Raw genomic sequence first — 18,445 nt, 5'->3', positions numbered from 1 at the left:
CAGGCTGAGGCACAGACCTCCAACGTACGCGAGTCGTTTCATTTGAAGCATTTCGTCTCGATACCGCGGGCGCCACCTCCAGGAGTATACTCTCCCACTCGGCTGCGAACTCTCTCTGAGCAGACGTGGGCGGCTTCATGCAGCATTGTCCTTGCCAGTTCTTCCGTGTCGAGGCAGGCCTCGGCGCGGAAACGGACTCCACGCACGCGGATTCCATCCGGTCCCAGGTCTGTATATCCCCACGGCAGGTCAGATATCGGCCTCGGGGGCAGCGGATCCTTCTTGCTATCTCTGTCTCCAATGTCAACGACTGGCCAGGTTCCATTGGTGAGGATTTCGCAAATGTCGCAGTCACCGAGCCCTGCCTCGTCGAGCGCCTTCTGGCACTCGCAGCTATCATCCGTATCTTCGGGCACCTCTCTGCAGCCCGCGACCTGCCTTGCTCTCCGCAATCCCTGGTCCCAGTTCTGGCAGTACCCCGCGAGAGTATAGAGGCCGCTCGGATCCGTGTTGTGCACGGGATTACTTGCTCCGTATGCGTATGTCGACACGCTCGCGGTCCCGCGCTTCGCACTGCTTGCGACCCACCGTGGGTCTTTCAGGAGCGGCTCTGGCTGCAGGTACCCGCCGATGCTCGGGTCATAGAATCGGTTCCAGTTCTCGAAGAGGTCGGTTTCGACGTCGTGATACTGGCCAGGCAGTCGCAGGGGCGTCCAGAAGGGCGCGGCCCCCGTCTGGAACCGGCGATACTCATAGGCGGAGATGATGGCGCCCTGGTTCTTCTTGGTGGTTTGATTGGTGAAACAGGTGCAAACAGGCAGGCACTGAATGCCGCTGCAGTCATAGCCGGCGGAGCAGAAGGCGATGCCAGTGTTGTTGATGGATGCGCTGATGCCGGAGGTGCCTGGGGTCAACCATGAAGACCAGGCGCGGCCGACGCCGGTGTCCCAGGGTCCCATGACCAGGAGGTTGGAGTTGGAAGCCACGTCCTTGAGGTGAAGGGTGTCGCTCCTGTCCGCAGATTCGCCCAGGGTACATTGGACGGACTCGTCGAAGAGGTCGAAGCTGTCAAAGAGGATGCGCTGCTGCAGGGACGTGCCGGCGACGGCGGGCTGCTTCATGATGCCGCCAAAGGCTGCAGTGGCGGTGGAGTAGGGGTGAGCGGTTTCAAAGTCGACGCTGACGCGGTTGACGTGGCCCGAGGTGTCATACTCGCCCGTGCCTGTGACCCGGCCCTGGGAGTCGAGCATGAGGACGGGCTTGCCGAGATAGTCGGTGACGAGGTGATAGATGCCGCAAGAGGCAGCCTCCCCGAGACGCGAACAGTCGCTGGCGTTGTCGGAGAGGTGGGCCCAGGAGGTATCGAGCTTGCCGCGGACGAGAGCAATTGGACGGCCGTCAAGCCAGACGTACTCGTCGACAGGGTGGATGGTGGAGGCGAAGGTGTAGAGGTTGCCCTGGTCGACGAGCATCCCCTGGTCGAGGTTATGGAAGTACTCGTCGCTGATGCCAGTGGGATAGGACTTGAGTCGGCGCTTGCCGAGGGCGTCGTAGAAGTAGTTGTAAGTCAGGCCGTTAACGGTGGCGGACTTGAAGACGGTGTCCGTTGCGCCACTGGCGGATGGGCCCACGCCGAAGTCGATGAAGAACGCGGTAACGCCTCCGAGGGCTCCCGTTCCACTGCGTGACCCTACAGCCGTGACGCGGCCGTCGGCGTCGTAGGAGTAGTGGCGACCGAGCTTCGAGTTGGACTGTGTGGAGTCTCGCCAGCTGAGCTGGTCCCTGAAGTAGTAGGTGAGGGACCAGGAGTTGGCTTCGCCAGACTCGGAAGTGCGATTGCCGCGAGAATCGAAGCCCAGGGCACGAGAGGTGAACGCGCCGCCTTGAGTGGAGAGGGTGCCGGAGGCGCTCGTCAGACGGAGCTGTCCATCGTAGCCGTAGGTCTCGGTGCGAGGAGAGGATGCGCCCAACAGACAGGAGTCGGCTCGGACGAGCTGGTCCGCCTGCCAGGTATAGAGTTGCTTGAGGACGGCGCCGTTGCCGCTGCCCGGCGTGAAGCTGGCGCCGGAGGCGAGCGAGGACACCCAGAGGGCGCGGATGCGGCCGGTGGCGTCTCCCGAGGAAATGGACGGAGCAGAGGCGGGGCAGGAAGAGGGGGACGAGGAGGCGTTGTCTCCGAAGGCGTACTCGACGCTGCCAGCGGTTCCGGATGAGGCGTAGTGGGTGCGATAGCCGCGAAGGCTGCCATAGGGTTCCCACGCCGCCTGAGAGATGAGGGGCGTGGAAGTGGTGGTGCCACCGGTGCCGTAGGTGAGGACGTTGACGCTGGAGATGCGGTCGGTGAGGGCACCAGATCCGTAGGAATAGGAGACGGTGCGGCCGTAGGGGTGGGTGACCTGGGTGAGGTTGCCGTTGAGGCTGTAGGTGTAGAGGGTGTGGGGGGCCTGGTAGGGAGTGGTGCCGCTGCAGGAGGTGGTGCCGGTCCGCAGACGGACTTCCTTCAGCGTGCGCCCCCAGGCGTCATAGCTGAGCCAGGTTCGGCCGAAGGAGTCGTCGCGGAAGAGGATCCGGCCCAGGGTGTTGGAAAGGGAGCCGCAGGAGGAGTGAATCGAGGCGGAGGAGTCATAGGCCATGGCGTAGAGGCCCTCGGCGCCACCAGTGACGAGCGGGGAGAAGTGAGAAGCCGAGAGCAGGCGGCCCATGGCGTCATAGGTATAGCCAAGGTGGTCGCGGACGTGGGCCGCAGCCATTGCGGGTGTCTGCTTCACCAGGAGGCTGCCCTGTGCGTTGTAGGTGAAGCGAATGGGGCTGGTGGAAGTCGCGGCAAGGGTTGCCTCCACCAGGTTCCCGAAGTCATCGGACTGGTAGTGAGAGGCCTTGGCGGAGGGCGTGGCAGTGGCGCAATCGGTGGTGGCGGGTACGCCGACGTCGACGCTGGTGAGGTTGCCGTGTGCGTCATGCTTGAAGCAGGTACGGGTGGTGGTGCTGCTGGTGGGGTGCTCGTCCAGGCGCAGCAGGCGGTTGGCGCCGTCGTACAGCATGGCGCTGCAAGCCGCTGAAGTGGGCAGGCCGGTGCTGTCGACAGCACACCACGCAGGGGGCGAATTGAAGGCCTTGCCCTCACCCGAGAGGTTGTTAGAGGCGTCATAGCCCTTGGTGGAGATGAAGCTCCCCATGCCGCTGCCCGTCTTCTGCCAAGTGGTGCGCTTGTGGGCATCCGCAGCGTAGGAGAGCACCTTTCGGGTGTTGCCGGAGGCGTCGAGGTAGCGCTCTTCGTTGAGGGTTCCGTCGGGCCAGTAGGAGTACGTCACCTTCTCGGACCAGCTGGCCGCGGTGGAGGAGGCTGATTTGGCCTTCCACTGCAACTTGTTGGTGAGGGTGCCGCCAGCACAGCCCGACGAAGTGCCCTGGCGATAGCAGAACACCTCGTAGTTGCCCTCAGGGTAGAGGATGGATGTCTGCTGGCCTGCTGCGTCGTAGCCGTAGGTCGTCACCACATCGGGCTGGCCAGTGACGCGGATGGCTTGCGTCAGCAGCAGGTTGTCCTGGTAGGTGGATAGGGTGGTGACACCGTTGGCGTCGACGGATTCGGTGATGTGGCCGCTGGCGTCATAGGCGTTGTACGCCGTTTCGATGGCCGTGCTGGAGGGGCCTGCGGGGTAGGTGGCGACTTTGCGCAGCTGGTTCCGGCGGGGCGAGGTCTCGGTGTCTGCCCAGTAGTAGTTGCGCGTCAACGGGAAGGGGGGGGCCGAGGGACAGTCGGTGGCGGCCTCGCTGACAACGAGGCAGGGGCCGTGCTGCTCGAGAGTGCGGCCCAAGGCGTCCGGCGTGGATTCGCCGGTGCGGGTGGTGAAGAAGAAGGTGCCAATCCAACGTTGCTGGCTGCTCCATGCGCCCGTGGCCGAATCGAAGACGCGTGTCCAGCCGGACTGGATGGTGGCCTCGAGTCGTCCCGTGGAGTCGTAGCGGTGGAACGTGCGAGCCTTCTGGCCGGAGGTGCCCAGCAGGCTGGGCTTCTCCGAGGAGGCGAGCAACTGCTCTCCCTGGGGGCCATAGGTGTAGCTGAAGGATTCTTCTTCGAGGGCTCCGGTGCCTGTCATGTCGGAGGCGCCGCGCTTGACGCTCGTTCTCTCGAGCATGGAGGCGGGCATTCCCGTGCCGGACGCAGGGGGGGCATGAGTGTAGACTTCCCAGAAGTTTCGCTTGTCCTTGCGGGCCTTTTCATGGGCAGGCAGGCCGCCAGCGGCACAGGTCCACTCGTAGCGATCCGTTCCGGGGCTGCAGGCGCCGGCGGTGGTGCATGAGTCCGTTGTCTGGTAGAGGCGGGGGGACGTCGTCTGGGCCGCGTTGGTGAGCGTCTCGTGAATGCGGACGAAGCCCGAAGCACCCGACAGCCCGTCACCGCGTCCCGCGAAGGCGTCGGTGGCGGTGCGAGATTGGGGCTGTACGCCGCAGCAGTCACTGCCGGGTTGGCAAGTGGACGTCGTCAGTGCGCCCAAGGTCAGTTGCTCGCCAGGCGCGGATGCAACGGAGACAGCCGGAGGGGCGCCACCGACGCTGGCGGCGTAGTCATGGCGCGTTACCAGCACTGTACCTACCGATGCCTCCAGCGCGGAGCTGAGGTAGCTGTATGCGAGGGTCTTGCTTGCCAGGGTGGCCTGCGCCAGCAGTCCAGGTCGCTCCACGCTGCTGGAGTCTTGCGCGTAGGTATACATGACACCCGGAGCGGATTCGCCTCGCCGCGTCAAGCTGCGGACGACGCACTCGGTACCGAAGCTCGAGATGAGCTGGGCATACTGGAAATCCAGTGCGCTGGAAGGTGTTGCGACAGATGAGAGGTAGGGCACGCCTGCAGTGCTACCCGTGCTGCCAGCCGGGCAGATGAGTCCCGAGGGAGCAGCGTAGGTGAGGACAGCCTCCTGCGCGCCATTCCTGGCGACGATTCTGCTCAGGAAGTAGCGCTCTCGGCTCCCTCCCGTTTCAATATGCTTCGCTTCGAAGTATCGCTTGCGCCCATTCGCATCCGTTAGGATGAAGCCAGTCGAGGTGCGTTGCAACCGCTCGCGCTTGCTGAGAGAGCCTCCTGAGGGTGTTGCCATGCAAGGAATCCCCAGGCACGGCGTGAAGCGCGTTACTGCGCCTGACTCCTTGACGACCGCCCATTTGGTGGAGGAGACGTAGACGAAGCTGTAGTAGTCGTGCCACCAGTTGAGTGAGTTCGAGTTGGACAGGCTGCTGCCAAATGGCTTGGGCACTGAGCGCACAAGTCCCTCTATGAGCCATGTCAGTGGCGAAGAGGTGTAGCGACGGGTGAACTTGGTGGTCGCGCTGCTTCCACCAATGTTTAGGTCCGTCTCGACGAGAATACTCGCACCCGTGGTCGCATGAACTGGGTCGCCAATGACGGGAAGCTTCTCGCCATTGGGGCCGCAGCTGCATGCCTTGCCGTCCTGGCAGTCTGGAGGCGGATTGAAGCAGGCCTCATCGCAGCTTGATTCGGAAAGGTTGTAATCGCTACAGTTTTCTCCGGGGAATAGTCCATGGGCCCAACATACCGAAAACGCCGTGTGGAGTTCTGGGTCGTAGTATCCATCAAGGGGATGGTTCAGAAACTCATTGCCCCCCCCCACCTTCCCGTCACAGTGGCAAGCTACGATTGCGTTGTCACGACAGAACGCCGCACCAAACTTACTGCCGTCACACGAGTTCTGGGCGTGGCTGAGCAGCGGCGTTAGAGTGCAAGCCAGGATGAGTAGAAGGCCGAGACGTGAATGTAAAAGCATTGTTCGCAATCCAGGGGTGGAACCGAAAGGGCTCGGCCGGAGTTGTGTCGGGAAGATCAGTCGCCAGGAGCGACTGTGAATGACGGTCTGGAAGTAACCGGTTTGTTTTAGTCGCTGCGCACGCGAAGTAGAGTTGGCGCTGACTATCGGGACAGAGGTACGCAGATTTTCTCAGTCGTCGAAGGGAGCAGTTGCTGACAGTGCCAGTTAGAGGGGCAGTCTGAAGGCGTCTGGCAGATCCGACTACAGACATAGGCAGCTTCATTCCCAGCAGCCTGTTGGCTTGTCGCATGTAGGCACAGGCCCGAAGCGCAGTCCGAGTGTGAGCCCTCGCCACAGTCTTCGCCGAGCGCCTTGTGCCCGGTGCCTGCCTTTAGGGCTCGGTGCTCTGTCACGATGGGCGCGGAGGGGGAAGGGCTGGCTTCACTGGTAGTCGATTTTTCGCCACACGCCGCGAGGATAATCCAAACGAACAACCCCATCACCTGACAACTTCTGATGCTCAACCTCATGCCCACTCTCCCAGGCTGTTTGTGCATTTAGAATCGAACTGTGAGAAACATGTCAATAGACTTTAGGTTATTTGCATTTCAGGGACGGCGCAAAAATGCGGGGTGGACTCGACGGTGGGACTCAAGAACTCCTTGGAAGTGCCGTGGTCTGGTGCCGTCGACAATGATGGTGTCTCATGATGTTTCAGGTCTCTTCCATGGTTGAAGTGGATGTGACTGGTGGAGTCTCCATCTCGAACGGAGAGGTCCCAGCGCGTAGGACCCTATTGGTGGACGCGATGCCCGGATTGGAGGCTCCCGAGGCGCTGGTGGGGCAGGGCCTGACCTGTTGTCAAAGATTCAAGTTGACGGCTTCGGAAGTCGGGATCGGAAGAGGGAAAGGCATACGAGGAGGCGACGACACGGTTTTGGCAGGGGCTGCAGGGACGCAGGACCGTGCACGCCCGTTCGCTGCACGCCGGAGCCCGTTGGCTGCTCCCTCTCGGATGTGGCCCGGGTTCGGGCGTAGAATCCACGGGTCGTGGAATCTACCTCTCCCGCCGCGAGCCCCGTCCTGTTGTCCTCCGCCGTGACACGACGGCCGGCTCCCTCCGCGTCCGCGCTGCCCGCGCTGCGCGAGTTGGTTCGCAGCCTGCCGTGGTTGATGCTCATCTTCGCCGTGCCGGGCATCATCACCGCCAGCCACACGTGGTTCTACGCTCAGGCCAAGGACCCCACGTACCCCTTTACCCGGGCGCTGGTGATGCAGGTGCCGCCCTGGCAGTACTGGGCGTTTGTCACTCCGCTCATCCTCGCGCTTGGACGGCGGTTTCGCCTGGAGCGCGGCGTTTGGCACCGGAGTCTCGCGGTCCATCTGACTTCCCTCGCCGCGGTCATGGTTCCCTACGCGACGCTCATCTACTTCCTCTCCCGGGCCGTGGGAGAGAGGTTGATCAGCGACGGCACACTGGGCCAGCTGCTGCCACTGCTGATGGCCAAGTACGTTGTCACGAGCCTGCTCATCTACGGAGGCATCGTCGCCATTGGCTCCGCCGTCGAATACCACCGCCGCTACCGCGAGGGCGAGCTGGCCCAGTCCCAGCTCGAGACGCGACTGGTCCATGCGCAGCTCGACGCGCTGCGCGCCCAGCTCCATCCGCACTTTCTCTTCAACACGCTCAACGCCATCTCCGTCCTCGTGCGCAAGCAGGACACCACGGGCTCCATCCGCATGCTCACCGGTGTCAGCGAGCTGCTGCGCATGGCGCTCAACAGCACGGGCCGCCAGCTCGTTCCCTTCCACGAGGACGTCGACTTCCTGGAGCGCTATCTCGACATCGAGCAGACGCGCTTCCAGGACCGGCTCCAGGTGGTGCGCGCCATCGACCCCGCCACGTTCAGTGCGCTCGTGCCCAGCCTCATCCTCCAACCGCTGGTGGAGAACGCCATCAAGCATGGCCTCGCCACCCGCTCCGGCGCGGGACGCGTGGAGCTGCGTGCCTCGCGCGAGGGTTCGCGGCTGGTGCTGGAGGTGCTTGATGACGGCCCCGGGCTGGCTCCAGGCTGGGACCAGCATGACGGATGCATCGGGGTCGCCAATGTGCGCGCTCGCCTGCACCAGCTCTACGGCGAAGGACAGGTCTTCACGCTGGAGAACCGCTCCGGAGGCGGCGTGCGCGCCCGTCTGGAGCTGCCCTTCCAGGCCGCTGCGTCAGAGGCGCTCGCGTCATGAACGCGGCCGCCGCCATTCGCACGCTCGTCGTGGATGACGAGCCCCTGGCTCGCGAGGGCCTGCGCCTGTTGCTGGCAACGGACCCCGACGTCAGCGTGGTGGGCGAGGCCGGTAACGGCCCGGAGGCCGTGCGTCTCATCCGCGAGCAGCGGCCGGACCTGGTCCTGCTCGATGTGCAGATGCCGGAGCTCAATGGCTTCGAGGTGCTCTCCCACCTGGGGCCTGGCGAGGTTCCCGCGGTCATCTTCGTCACCGCGTATGACCGTTATGCCCTGCGCGCCTTCGACATCCACGCGCTCGACTACCTCCTCAAGCCCTTCCGAGACGACCGCTTCCACGACGCCATTGGCCGCGCCAAGGCCCAGATTCGCCTGACGCGGATGTCCGACCTCAGTCAGCGGCTGATGTCCGTGCTCTCCACCTACGGCGAGCGTGAGGGCACTCCCGTCCCGGCGCCCACGCCCGCACCCCTCGAGCGGTGGGTGCGCCGGCTCGCCATCCGCGACTCGGGACGCGTGGTGTTCCTCGACGTGGACGAAATCGAATACATCGAGGCCGCCGACTACTACGTGCAGATTCACGCGGGCGGGAAGGCCTACCTCCATCGCGAGACGATGCAGGGCCTGGAGGCTCGCCTGGACCCGGAGCGCTTCATGCGCATCCACCGCTCGGCCATCGTCAACTCGAGTCGCATCCGTGAGCTGCGCAGCGAGGGGCGCAGGGACCTGGTTGTGGTGCTCACCGGCGGCACGGAGTTGCGCGTCGCTCGCAGTCACCGCGAGAAGTTCCAACACCTGCGCTGAGCCGTGCTGCTCGCGGTATGGCCCCCCTCGCCCTGCTTGCGAGCCGCGTTGCTCGTTCGCCGCCCGCCGTCATGTGTCGAGAGTCGTCGGCGCGTCGTCTCCCTGCGCGATCGCCGAACGGCGACTCGTCGGTGCGTAGTCGCCCGACACGTGGCCCGTTCACCGCAGCTCCATCAAGTGTCGTGACTCGCCGGTGCGTCGTCGCGCCCCGCACGTGGCCCGTTCGCCGCACGGTGGTGCCGGTTCGCCGCATGTCCGTCCCCACCGGCTGAACACTCCGGCCGCGCGGCGCTCGCGCGGGCACAGTGCCTTCCGTCACCCAGTCACCCACGGAGGCACCCCATGCCGCGCAGGTCCTTTGTTTCCTCGTTGCTCGCCCTTGGTCTGACGTTCGCTCCTGCCCTCGCAAGCGCTGGCGAAGGTGCCGAATGCGCCCAGGGCAAGCTGTCGCTCCAGTCCGTCGTCGACAAGCACCTCCAGGCCATGGGCGGCAAGGCGCGCCTCAAGGCCGCGAAGACCTACCAGTTCACCGTCGTCGCCACGGAGGGCAGCACCGTCACGACCACGAACGTGCGGCGTGCCCGCCCCAACCTCATGCGCCACGACACGGACAAGAACGGCACATCCTTCACCAAGATGTTCGACGGCAATCAGGGCTGGACGGTGGAGGGCTCTGCCGCGCCACAGCGGCTGGACAAGGAGAAGAACACGGCGCTGGCCGAGGGCGCGCACTTCGATGACGCGCTGCTGGACCCGAAGGCCCAGGGCGTCTCGCTGGCGATGGACGGCGCGGACGACGTGAACGGCACTCCCACGTTCAAGCTGGTCCTCACCCGTGGCACCACCACCCAGGTCCGCTTCATCGACCAGAAGTCCTTCCTGGAAGTGCGCCGCACCTACGCCGGAATCCATGAGGGCAAGGCGTACAACAAGGCCATCACCTTCTCCGACTTCCGCAGCGTGGACGGCATCATGGTGAGCCACCGCGTGAAGTGGGAGGGCGACGGCCAGCAGGGCGAGAAGGTCATCCAGGGCGCTCGCTATGACGCGCCCATCGAAGCCTCCGTCTTCAAGCTGTTGCCCCCGCGCAGCTAGCTGTTCCCCATGCCCGTGCTCCCGAGGGTGCTCAGCGCACCCTCGGGAGTGCCCGGTCTGGGCACTCCACCTCCCTCATCCATGTCTGGCGTATGGCCACTTCTTCCGTCCTCCTTCTCGCGCTCATCGCCACGTCCGTTCAGTCCGAGCTCCCTCCTGTCGCCGCGCCACCCAGGGTGGAGGACGCGATGCTCGCCCCTGTTCCACCCGCCGCGCAGCAGGTGAAGACCTGGGACGAAGCGCTGGCCCTGGTGCGTGAGCGGTCCACGGACCTGCGCGGCGTGGAGGCAGGGGTGCGGCGTGCGAGTGGCCGGTGGCGCCAGGCGCTGTCGGTGCTGCTGCCCAATGCACGCGTCCAGGCCAGCGTGGCCCTGGACGTGCTCAACCCCGACACTCCAGCGGTGAACCCGGGACAGGGGACGGGGGCTGGCGTGAGCGGGCGCACGCCCACGGTGCCACTGGGGACCGTCTCCGCGACGCTGACGCAGTCGCTGGTGGACCTGAGCGCGTGGCGAGGGCTGTCGTCGGCCCGGGCCTCGGAGGCGGGCGCGGTGGCGAGCCTCCAGGACGTACGGCGTCGCCTCACGCTGGGCCTGGCCCAGGCGCTGGTGGCCACCGTCGCCGCCGAGCGCGCCGCCGAAATCAACCGAGTGGGCCTGCGGCGGGCCCTGGAGAGCGAGGCCCTCACCCAGCGCATCTTGGAACTGGGCGCGGGCACTCCCTTGGACGTGGTGCGCGTGAGTCAGGACGTGGCGGTGGCGAGGAGCGTGCTCATCGCCGGTGACGAGCAGCTGCGACAGGCTCGCGAGTCGCTGGGGCTCTCACTGGGCTTCGGCCATGCGGTGGGGGTCGACCCGACCTTCAACCTCCAGGGGTTGGTGGAGCAGACACGCCAGGACTGCGCGCCGCTGGAGCGCCTGGACGCGCGCGCGGATTTGTTGGCGGCGCGGGCACAGGTGGAGTCCGCGCGCGACAGCCGGCGTCAGGCCTCCGCGGGCTACCTGCCCACGCTGGGCGTCTCCAGCACCCTCTTCGGTCTCACCACGGACCCGGGCTTCGGTCGGTTCGCTACCTGGAATGTCGCCGCCGTGCTGTCGGTGCCCCTCTGGGAGGGAGGCGGACGCGAGGGCCTGGTGCGTGAGCGCACGGGCATAGAGGAGCAGTCCGCCGCGGCGCTGGAGGGCGCGCACCGCGACGTGGCCCTGGAAGTGGTCCAGGCACGGCGCGGTGTGGAGGTCGCCGAGGCGCTGGTGAAGACGGCTGTCGAGTCGAGAGCGCTCGCGGAGCGGACCGACACGCTCACCCGCCGTTCTTTTGAAGTGGGCCGTGGCAGCAGCCTCGAGCTGGTGCAGAGCGGAGCGGCCCTCCGCCAGGCGGAGCTGAACCTGGTGCTGCGTGAATTCGAGCGAGTCCAGGCACGCCTGGCCGCATTCCTGACGGAGGCCCGGTGCGACTGGTGAAGTGGGTGCGTCCCCTCAAGGCGCTGAAGAAGTCGGTGTGGCGTGTGGTGGTGCTGTCGGCGGTGGCGGGCTGCTCGGGTCAGAAGGCGGCTCCTGCGGCGCCTCCGCCTCGCGAGGTGGCGGTGGTGGTGGTGGCGCCCCAGGAGGTGCGGGACACCAGCGAGTACCTGGGCTCACTGCTGTCGCGGCGAAGCGTGACGGTGCTGCCGCAGGTGGCGGGCTCCGTGCGCCGCATCCCCGTGCGCCCCGGACAGCAGGTCGCGGAAGGCGCGCCACTGGTGGAGGTGGACGCGAGAGAGGAGTCGGCGGCGCTCGACAGCGCCCAGGCCCAGCTCAGCGCGTCACAGGTGAACCTGGAGCTGTCGCGCCGCACGCTGGCCCGTACGGAGGCGCTCCATGGGGAGGGCCTCGCGAGTGTGCAGGAGTTGGAGGGCGCCCGGGCCCAGGTGCAGGCCGCCGAGGCCGCCGCGCGCTCCTCCGTCGCGCAGGTGACGCAGCGTCAGGTGCAGCTCCAGCTCAACGTGGTGCGTGCCCCCTTCGCCGGCACCGTGGGTGACGTGCTGGTGCGCGTGGGAGACTTCGTCAGCGCCTCCACGGAGTTGACCAGCGTGGCGCAGGCGGACGTCCTCGAGGTGAGCGTCTCCGTGCCGTCGTCCCGCGCGCGCTCGATGAAGCCGGACACGGTGTTGGAGGTCCTCGACGTCCAGGGCAGGGTGGTGCTCACCAGCTCCGTCTTCTTCATCGCGCCCCAGGCCGACCCGCGCACCCAACTGGTGGAGGTGAAGGCGGCCTTCCGCAACACCGTCGGCCTGCGCCCCAGCGAGTTGGTGCGCACGCGCATCGTCTACTCCCACCGTGACGCCCTGCAGATTCCGGCGCTCGCGGTGGTGCGCCAGAGCGGCCAGCCCTTCGCGCTGGTGGTTCAGGAGCAGGAGGGCCGGATGGTGGTGGCGCGCCGGCCCATCACCCTCGGTGCGCTGGGGGACAGGACCTACGTCGTGGAAGGAGGCCTCAAGGCGGGAGACCTCGTGGCCGTCTCGGCCATCCAGGCCCTGCGCGACGGCATGCCCGTGACGGTGAAGGCCACCGCATCCGCACCGCGCGCGGAGGCCGTGAAGAACGACCTTCGCAAGAGCCGTCGCTGAACCCAGGGGACCCAGCGCACCATGTTCATCGACTTCTTCATCCGCAGGCCCGTCTTCGCCATCGTCTGCTCCATCCTGCTGACGCTGGTGGGTGCCATCGCCATCCCGACGCTGCCCATCGCTCAATACCCGGACCTGGCACCCCCGCAGGTGACGGTGACGGCCAACTACGTCGGCGCCAGCGCCGAGGTCGTGGAGAGCGCCGTCACCATCCCGCTGGAGCAGGAGCTCAACGGCGTGGAGGGCATGCGCTACATCACCTCCACCAGCAGCAACGACGGCTCCAGCCAGATCATCATCACCTTCGAGTCCACGCGCGACATCGAGGTGGCCGCCGTCGACGTGCAGAACCGGGTCAGCCGCGCGGCCTCGCGCCTGCCCTCGCAGGTGAACCAGACGGGCATCGTCGTCAACAAGGCCTCCAGCCAGATTCTGCTGTCCGTGGCGCTCTTCAGCCCGGACGACCGCTACGACGTGAAGTTCCTCAGCAACTACGCCGACGTGAATCTCAAGGACGCCATCAAGCGCGTGCGAGGCGTCGGTGAAGTCCGCATCTTCGGCGAGCGCAAGTTCTCCATGCGCCTGTGGTTGGACCCCACGGAGCTGGCGCGGCGCAAGCTCACCCCGCAGGACGTGACGCGTGCGTTGCAGGAGCAGAACCTCCAGGTGGCCGCGGGCCAGGTGGGCCAGCCTCCGTCCGCGGCGGACCAGCCCTACCAGCTCTCTGTGCGGGCCCGAGGGCGACTGGTGGAGCCGGAGGAGTTCGGTGACATCGTCCTGCTGCGCCAGCATGACGGCAAGAGCGTCCGGGTGAAGGACGTGGGCCGCGTGGAGATGGGCGCGGAGAACTACAGCACGCTCTTGCGCTTCGACGGGAAGCAGGCGGTGGGAATCGTCACCTTCCAGTTGCCCACCGCCAATGCCCTGGACGTGCGTGACGCCGTCTTCAAGGAACTGGAGCGGTTGTCCACGCAGTTCCCTCCGGGCATGACGTACCGGACGGGCACGGACACCACGCTCGCGGTGCGCGCCACCGTCCATGAGGTGCTCCGAACCTTGGTGGAGGCGATTGTCCTCGTCATCCTCGTCATCTTCCTGTTCCTGCATGGCTGGCGCAGCGTGCTCATCACCGCCCTCACGCTCCCCGTCTCGCTGGTGGGCACCTTCGCCTTCGTGCGGTTGATGGACTTCTCCATCAACACCCTCACCTTGTTCGGCCTCACCCTGGCCACGGGCCTCGTCGTCGATGACGCCATCGTGGTCATCGAGAACATCGAGCGGCTCATGGTGGAGCGGAAGCTGTCGGCCGCGGAGGCCGCTCGCGAGGGCATGAAGGAGGTGGCGGGCGCGGTCATCGCCATCTCCATCGTGCTGGTGGCGGTGTTCGTCCCGGTGGCGCTCTTTCCCGGCACCACGGGCGCCATCTACCGCCAGTTCGCGCTGACCATCGCCGCCTCGGTGGCGCTCTCCACCTTCTGCGCCTGCACGCTCACTCCCGCCTTGAGCGCGCGGATGCTCGTGCACCACACGGGGGAGAAGTGGTGGCTCTTCCGGCAGGTGGACACGGTGCTCGACGGGATTCGGGTCGCCTATGGCCGGAACCTGCGAAGGCTGCTGAAGCGCCCGGTCATCATCCTGGTGGCGTTCTTCCTGTGCCTCGGCGCCACGTTGGCGCTCGTGCGAGCCACGCCCAAGGGCTTCATTCCCGACGAGGACCAGGGCTACCTCCTGGTCTCCGTGCAGGGGCCGGAGGGGACGTCGCTGGCCGAGACGGAGAAGGTGATGGAGCAGGTGGAGGCGGTGCTGAAGGCGCAGCCCGAGGTGCGCGCCATCTTCGCCAACGGTGGTTTCTCCTCTCAGGGCACGGGCCCCAACATGGCCAGCATCTTCGTCCCGCTGAAGCCGTGGGACGAGCGGCCGGGGAAGGACCAGTCCGTGGCCGCGCTGGTGGAGCGGCTGCGCGGGCCGTTCGGGCGCATCGACGGCGCGCGGGTGATGCCCTTCCAGCCTCCGGCCATCCGGGGCGTGGGCAGCGTCGGCGGCTTCCAGTTCATGGTCGAGGACGTCGCCGGCACCTCCTCGCTGGACCAGCTCGCCGCCACGGTCCAGGAGTTGATGGCGAAGGGCAACGAGGAGGGCCGGTTGCGCGGCGTCTTCACGGGCTTCAACGCGGACACACCGCTGCTGGACGTGGAGGTGGACCGGCAGATGGCCAAGGCGCTGGGGGTCCCCATCGAGCAGATCTTCAGCACGATGCAGGTCTACATGGGCAGCCAGTACGTCAACGACTTCAACTACGCGAACCGCTCGTACCGCGTCTATGTCCAGGCCGAGCAACAGTTCCGCGACAGCCCGAATGACATTGGCGCCTTCTACGTGCGCAGCGACAGCGGAGACATGATTCCGCTGGAGTCACTGGTGAAGGTGGCGCCCACGGTCTCCGCGCAGGGCATCCGCCACTACAACCTCTTCCGCGCGGTGGAGCTGAGCGGTCAGGCCGCGCCGGGGGTGTCCTCCGGTCAGGCCATGGATGCGATGGAGTCACTGGCCGCGCAGGTCCTTCCGCAGGGGATGAGCGCGGAGTGGACGGGCATCAGCCTGGAGCAGCGGCAGAGCGGTGGGGAGACGCTGGTCATGTTCGGACTGGGGCTGCTGTTCGTGTTCCTGGTGCTCGCGGCGCAGTACGAGAGCTTCACCCTTCCGCTGGTCATCATCCTCTCCGTGCCGCTGGCCATCCTGGGGGCGCTGGGGTTGCAGTGGATGCGAGGGTTCGCCAACGACGTGTTCTGTCAGTTGGGGCTCGTCATGCTGGTGGGCCTGGCGAGCAAGAACGCCATCCTCATCGTGGAGTTCGCGGAGCAGTTGCGCGAGAGCGGCAAGAGCGCCGTTGACGCGGTGGTGGAGGCGGCGGAGGTCCGCCTGCGCCCCATCCTCATGACGTCGTTGGCCTTCCTGCTGGGCGTGGTGCCGCTGATGACCGCGGAGGGCGCGGGCGCCGCCTCGCGCAACTCGCTGGGGACGGCCGTGTTCGGAGGCATGCTCGTGTCCACGGTGGTGAACTTCGCCTTCATCCCCGGCCTCTATGTGCTGATGCAGAAGCCGCGCGGCGAGGCGCGGCGTCCCGTCGGGGCTCCCGGTGACGGGGCTCGGCGGGAGACGAGGTTGGCCGAAGGCCAGGGCTGACCGTTCACGCATCGCCCGCGCCTTCTTCAAATCAGCGTCGTGCTGCACTAGAACGTCACGACTCCCAGGAGTCCCCACGCGTGCAGCCCACTGCCCCCCGACGTCGAGAGCCGCTGGAGCCGCACCGCTCATGGTGGTCGCGGTTCCTGGACTTCATGGAGCTGGACTCGCCCGAGGGGCGGTGGGGACTGGGGCTCGTGGTCGGCCTGCTCATCATCGGCTTCTGGCCGCTGCTGCTGCTGGCGGTCCTCGACGTGAGCGGCACACCGCGCAAGGTGCTGGTGGCCCTGGGGCCCGCATCCATCTGCCTGGGCCTGGCCCTTCTCATCCTGGTGTGCGGCCACCGGTATGGCGAGTCGCTCCGGTGGTCGCGCGGCCAGACGTGGGGGCTCGCGGCGCTGTTCCTGGGCCTGGGCCTGCTCGGCGGCGTGGGCCTCTGGTTCAGCGAGAGCTGAGGGCGCGCGAGGCGCCTCAGCCCTGCTCCGCGCCCTCGAAGGTGAGCTTCGCCTTGTTCATCACGTGCTCCACCGCGAGCAGGTACCAGGCCAGCTCGGTCAGTCGCTTCGTCGTCTCCGGCGACTCGCGCAGGGCGGCGTGGGTGTCCTCCGCGGTGAGCCCGAAGGGCGCCGTGTGGTCGCGGATCAACTGCTCCAGCTTCTCTGGCGTGAGCTGAAGCTTCTCCGCCTCGGTGACGGCCTTCAGCACGATGCCGATGTGCAGCCGGCGCTCGGCGTCCGCGCGCGTGGTGGGGTCCGTCAGCCAGCCCTGGAGCGCCTCCCGCTGCTCGTCGACGTCGAACTGGTGCTCGACCAGGGACTGTCCCTCGGCCTGGACCCAGCGGCGGCGCAGCTCCTCGTCCACCAGCGCGCGGGGCAGCTCCACCGGCGCACGCCGGGCCACCTCGTCCAGCACCATGTCCCGGGCCCGCACCCAGAGCTCCGCCGCGCCCTCGTCCTCTAGCGTGTCACGGAGGTGGAGCAGCACCTCTTCCAGGGTGCCGCCCATCCCAAGCTGCTCGAGGAACTCCGGGCTGCTCTCCGGCGGCATCGTCACCTGATGCGCGCCGACGACGTCCACGAGGAAGCGCGCGGGCTTGCCGCGCAGGGACTCCACTGGATAGGTGTCCGACAGCTCCAGGGCGATCTGCATGGACTCGCCCACCTTCCCACCCTCCTCCACGGCCTCGCAGAACCCGGGCAGCGCCTCGATGGGCGCCAGCTCCGTCTTCATGCCGAAGCGCGCGGAGAAGGGGATGAGGTGCCCATCGCAGTACCCCACGATGTTGAGCTGCACCTCGTCGCCCATCTCCAGCGACTCGCCCGGTTGACGCTCGCGCGTGGTGGCCAGGGCGCGGCGCTTCTCGTGGAAGGCGCGCAGGAGGTCTTCTTGCGTCAGGTCGTCCGGGGTGGGGACGAGCACCGAGATTCCCTCCAGGGAGGGGGCCGCCACGCTGGGAAGGGTGAGGGCCTCCTCGGAGACGGTGCTCACCACCGGGCTCATCTTGAGGAGGCGCTCGACTCCCCGACCAGGTCCTTGAGTCCGTTGCTTGCTGCTCACGAATGCTCCCGGGAGATAGGCGTGCCAGCGTCCGCGCCAATGGGGGGAAAAGCGACGGCTCGGCATGGACCAGGGCATAGTCCAGCCGAGCCGCTCTGACAAACCCCGAAGGGCGGGGCGCTGATTAGAAGAACGCGCCCACGATGCTGGACACCGTGGAGACCGCGGCGCCGACCTGGCTGACAATCGGGATGTTGGTGGCCGCAGCGATGGAGCCCACGGCGGTGATGACGGACGTCACCTTCTTGCCCGTGCTCGCGTTCTTGTCCATCAGCGTCGCGCCCGCGTTGGCCACGTCGACCGCGGCGATGGCCACGTTGACGCCCGGAGCGAACCGGCCCAGCGCCTTGGCGGCGGTGGTGCCAGCGGCCTTCGCGCCCTGCTTGAGGGCGGCCTCACCGACCTCCGTGCCAACCTCCTTCAGCGCGGCCTTGGCGGCCTGGCGCGTGCCGCTGCCCAGGATGCCCTCGGCCAGCGTGCCGCCCGTCTTCGCCACGTCCGCGGCGACGTTCTTGGCGGCCTTGGTGATGCCGCTCGCCGTGGCGCCCTCGAAGACGCCCTTGGTGGCGACGTTCTTGACGGCCTTGAGCACGTCGTCGCTGGCGTTGGGGAGCTTGCTCTTGAAGGCGTCGACGGCCTTCTTGCCGGCCTCCAGCTTGTCCTTGAAGACGGTGCCGCCGAGCACGCCGCCCATCACCTTGCCGCCGACGATGCCACCCGTCGCGGCGGTGAGGCCGGCCTTGGTCGCGTCCAGCGTCGAGCGCGTGGCGCTGATGATGTCGTCCTTGCTACCGGTGCGGATGGCCTGGCGGATGTCCTTGACGGCCGTGGCGCCCGACAAGAGCGCGCCGGGGATGCCCGCGTGGCGCGCGAAGGCCTTCATGTTCGCGCCCAGCTTGGTCAGGCCCTTGAACTCGCCCTTGGCGTAGGTGGGGTTGCTGACGAAGTCGAGGTTCTTGCCCGTCAGCAGGCCCTCGGCGCCCTTCTTGATGTTCTTGATCTGCTGGAAGGCGTCCTTGCCGAAGCCGAAGGCCTTCGCGCTCTGGGTCGCGACCGCGGTCCCGCCCTTGATGAGCTCCTTGTTCTCCTGGACGGTCTTCTGCACGTCCTGGACGGTCTTCTGGACGTTGGTGCGGACGGTGTTGAGCGTCTTGCGGATGTCGAAACCCATGGGGGGCCTCACGATAAATTGGATG

10 protein-coding genes are annotated in these 18,445 nt (G+C 66.7%); 7 read left to right on the top strand and 3 right to left on the bottom strand.

All coding sequences use genetic code 11. From position 1 onward, the window contains the following. Window positions 1-38 precede the first annotated feature (38 nt). The gene (locus tag HUA78_RS15560) at window positions 39-5,255 is read right to left on the bottom strand and encodes an RHS repeat-associated core domain-containing protein (RefSeq protein ID WP_174476605.1); all 5,217 of its coding nucleotides are present in this window, start codon (window positions 5,253-5,255) and stop codon (window positions 39-41) included. A 1,560-nt stretch (window positions 5,256-6,815) separates the two neighbouring features. On the opposite strand from HUA78_RS15560, the gene HUA78_RS47710 reads away from it, so the two are divergent. The 7 genes from HUA78_RS47710 to HUA78_RS15525 all read left to right on the top strand — a co-directional run bounded on the left by HUA78_RS47710 (window position 6,816) and on the right by HUA78_RS15525 (window position 16,147). Next, window positions 6,816-8,006 (top strand): histidine kinase, encoded by a 1,191-nt coding sequence (locus tag HUA78_RS47710; protein ID WP_174476604.1) that lies wholly within the window; start codon window positions 6,816-6,818, stop codon window positions 8,004-8,006. Continuing rightward, the gene (locus tag HUA78_RS15550; RefSeq protein WP_174476603.1) at window positions 8,003-8,809 is read left to right on the top strand and encodes a LytTR family DNA-binding domain-containing protein; all 807 of its coding nucleotides are present in this window, start codon (window positions 8,003-8,005) and stop codon (window positions 8,807-8,809) included. Before HUA78_RS47710 ends, HUA78_RS15550 begins: the two co-directional genes overlap by 4 nt. 342 nt (window positions 8,810-9,151) lie before the next feature. Further along, window positions 9,152-9,904 (top strand): hypothetical protein, encoded by a 753-nt coding sequence (locus HUA78_RS15545; protein WP_174476602.1) that lies wholly within the window; start codon window positions 9,152-9,154, stop codon window positions 9,902-9,904. Between the two features lie 92 nt (window positions 9,905-9,996). Continuing rightward, on the top strand, window positions 9,997-11,364 hold the full coding sequence (locus tag HUA78_RS15540; protein WP_174476601.1) for a TolC family protein: 1,368 nt from the start codon (window positions 9,997-9,999) through the stop codon (window positions 11,362-11,364). Next, a complete protein-coding gene (locus HUA78_RS15535) occupies window positions 11,361-12,509 on the top strand; it encodes an efflux RND transporter periplasmic adaptor subunit (protein WP_174476748.1) in 1,149 nt (382 codons plus the stop codon). Before HUA78_RS15540 ends, HUA78_RS15535 begins: the two co-directional genes overlap by 4 nt. A 21-nt stretch (window positions 12,510-12,530) precedes the next feature. After that, complete coding sequence (locus HUA78_RS15530; RefSeq protein ID WP_174476600.1) at window positions 12,531-15,692, top strand: efflux RND transporter permease subunit; 3,162 nt, start codon at window positions 12,531-12,533, stop codon at window positions 15,690-15,692. 80 nt (window positions 15,693-15,772) lie between these two features. Next, the gene (locus HUA78_RS15525) at window positions 15,773-16,147 is read left to right on the top strand and encodes a hypothetical protein (protein WP_246136909.1); all 375 of its coding nucleotides are present in this window, start codon (window positions 15,773-15,775) and stop codon (window positions 16,145-16,147) included. Between the two features lie 16 nt (window positions 16,148-16,163). On the opposite strand, the gene HUA78_RS15520 is transcribed toward HUA78_RS15525, so the two are convergent. Together HUA78_RS15520 and HUA78_RS15515 are read right to left on the bottom strand one after the other, a co-directional pair. After that, window positions 16,164-17,249: a peptidylprolyl isomerase gene (locus HUA78_RS15520; RefSeq protein WP_371745588.1), complete on the bottom strand. Its 1,086-nt coding sequence runs from the start codon at window positions 17,247-17,249 to the stop codon at window positions 16,164-16,166. A gap of 124 nt (window positions 17,250-17,373) precedes the next feature. Then, a complete protein-coding gene (locus tag HUA78_RS15515) occupies window positions 17,374-18,420 on the bottom strand; it encodes a hypothetical protein (protein WP_174456309.1) in 1,047 nt (348 codons plus the stop codon). Window positions 18,421-18,445 lie beyond the last annotated feature (25 nt).

It is taken from the genome of Myxococcus sp. CA033 (assembly GCF_013336625.1).
In the GTDB taxonomy this organism is placed as follows: Bacteria; Myxococcota; Myxococcia; order Myxococcales; family Myxococcaceae; genus Myxococcus; species Myxococcus llanfairpwllgwyngyllgogerychwyrndrobwllllantysiliogogogochensis.
Note: the sequence above shows the minus strand (reverse complement) of the source record. Positions and strands in the feature narration are given on the sequence as shown.

Excerpts from the sequence above, each read along its gene's own strand:
- HUA78_RS15550 (WP_174476603.1), top strand. The coding sequence starts at position 8,003 with ATGAACGCGGCCGCCGCCATTCGCACGCTCGTCGTGGATGACGAGCCC.
- HUA78_RS15545 (WP_174476602.1), top strand. The coding sequence starts at position 9,152 with ATGCCGCGCAGGTCCTTTGTTTCCTCGTTGCTCGCCCTTGGTCTGACG.
- HUA78_RS15540 (WP_174476601.1), top strand. The coding sequence starts at position 9,997 with ATGGCCACTTCTTCCGTCCTCCTTCTCGCGCTCATCGCCACGTCCGTT.
- HUA78_RS15530 (WP_174476600.1), top strand. The coding sequence starts at position 12,531 with ATGTTCATCGACTTCTTCATCCGCAGGCCCGTCTTCGCCATCGTCTGC.
- HUA78_RS15515 (WP_174456309.1), bottom strand. The coding sequence starts at position 18,420 with ATGGGTTTCGACATCCGCAAGACGCTCAACACCGTCCGCACCAACGTC.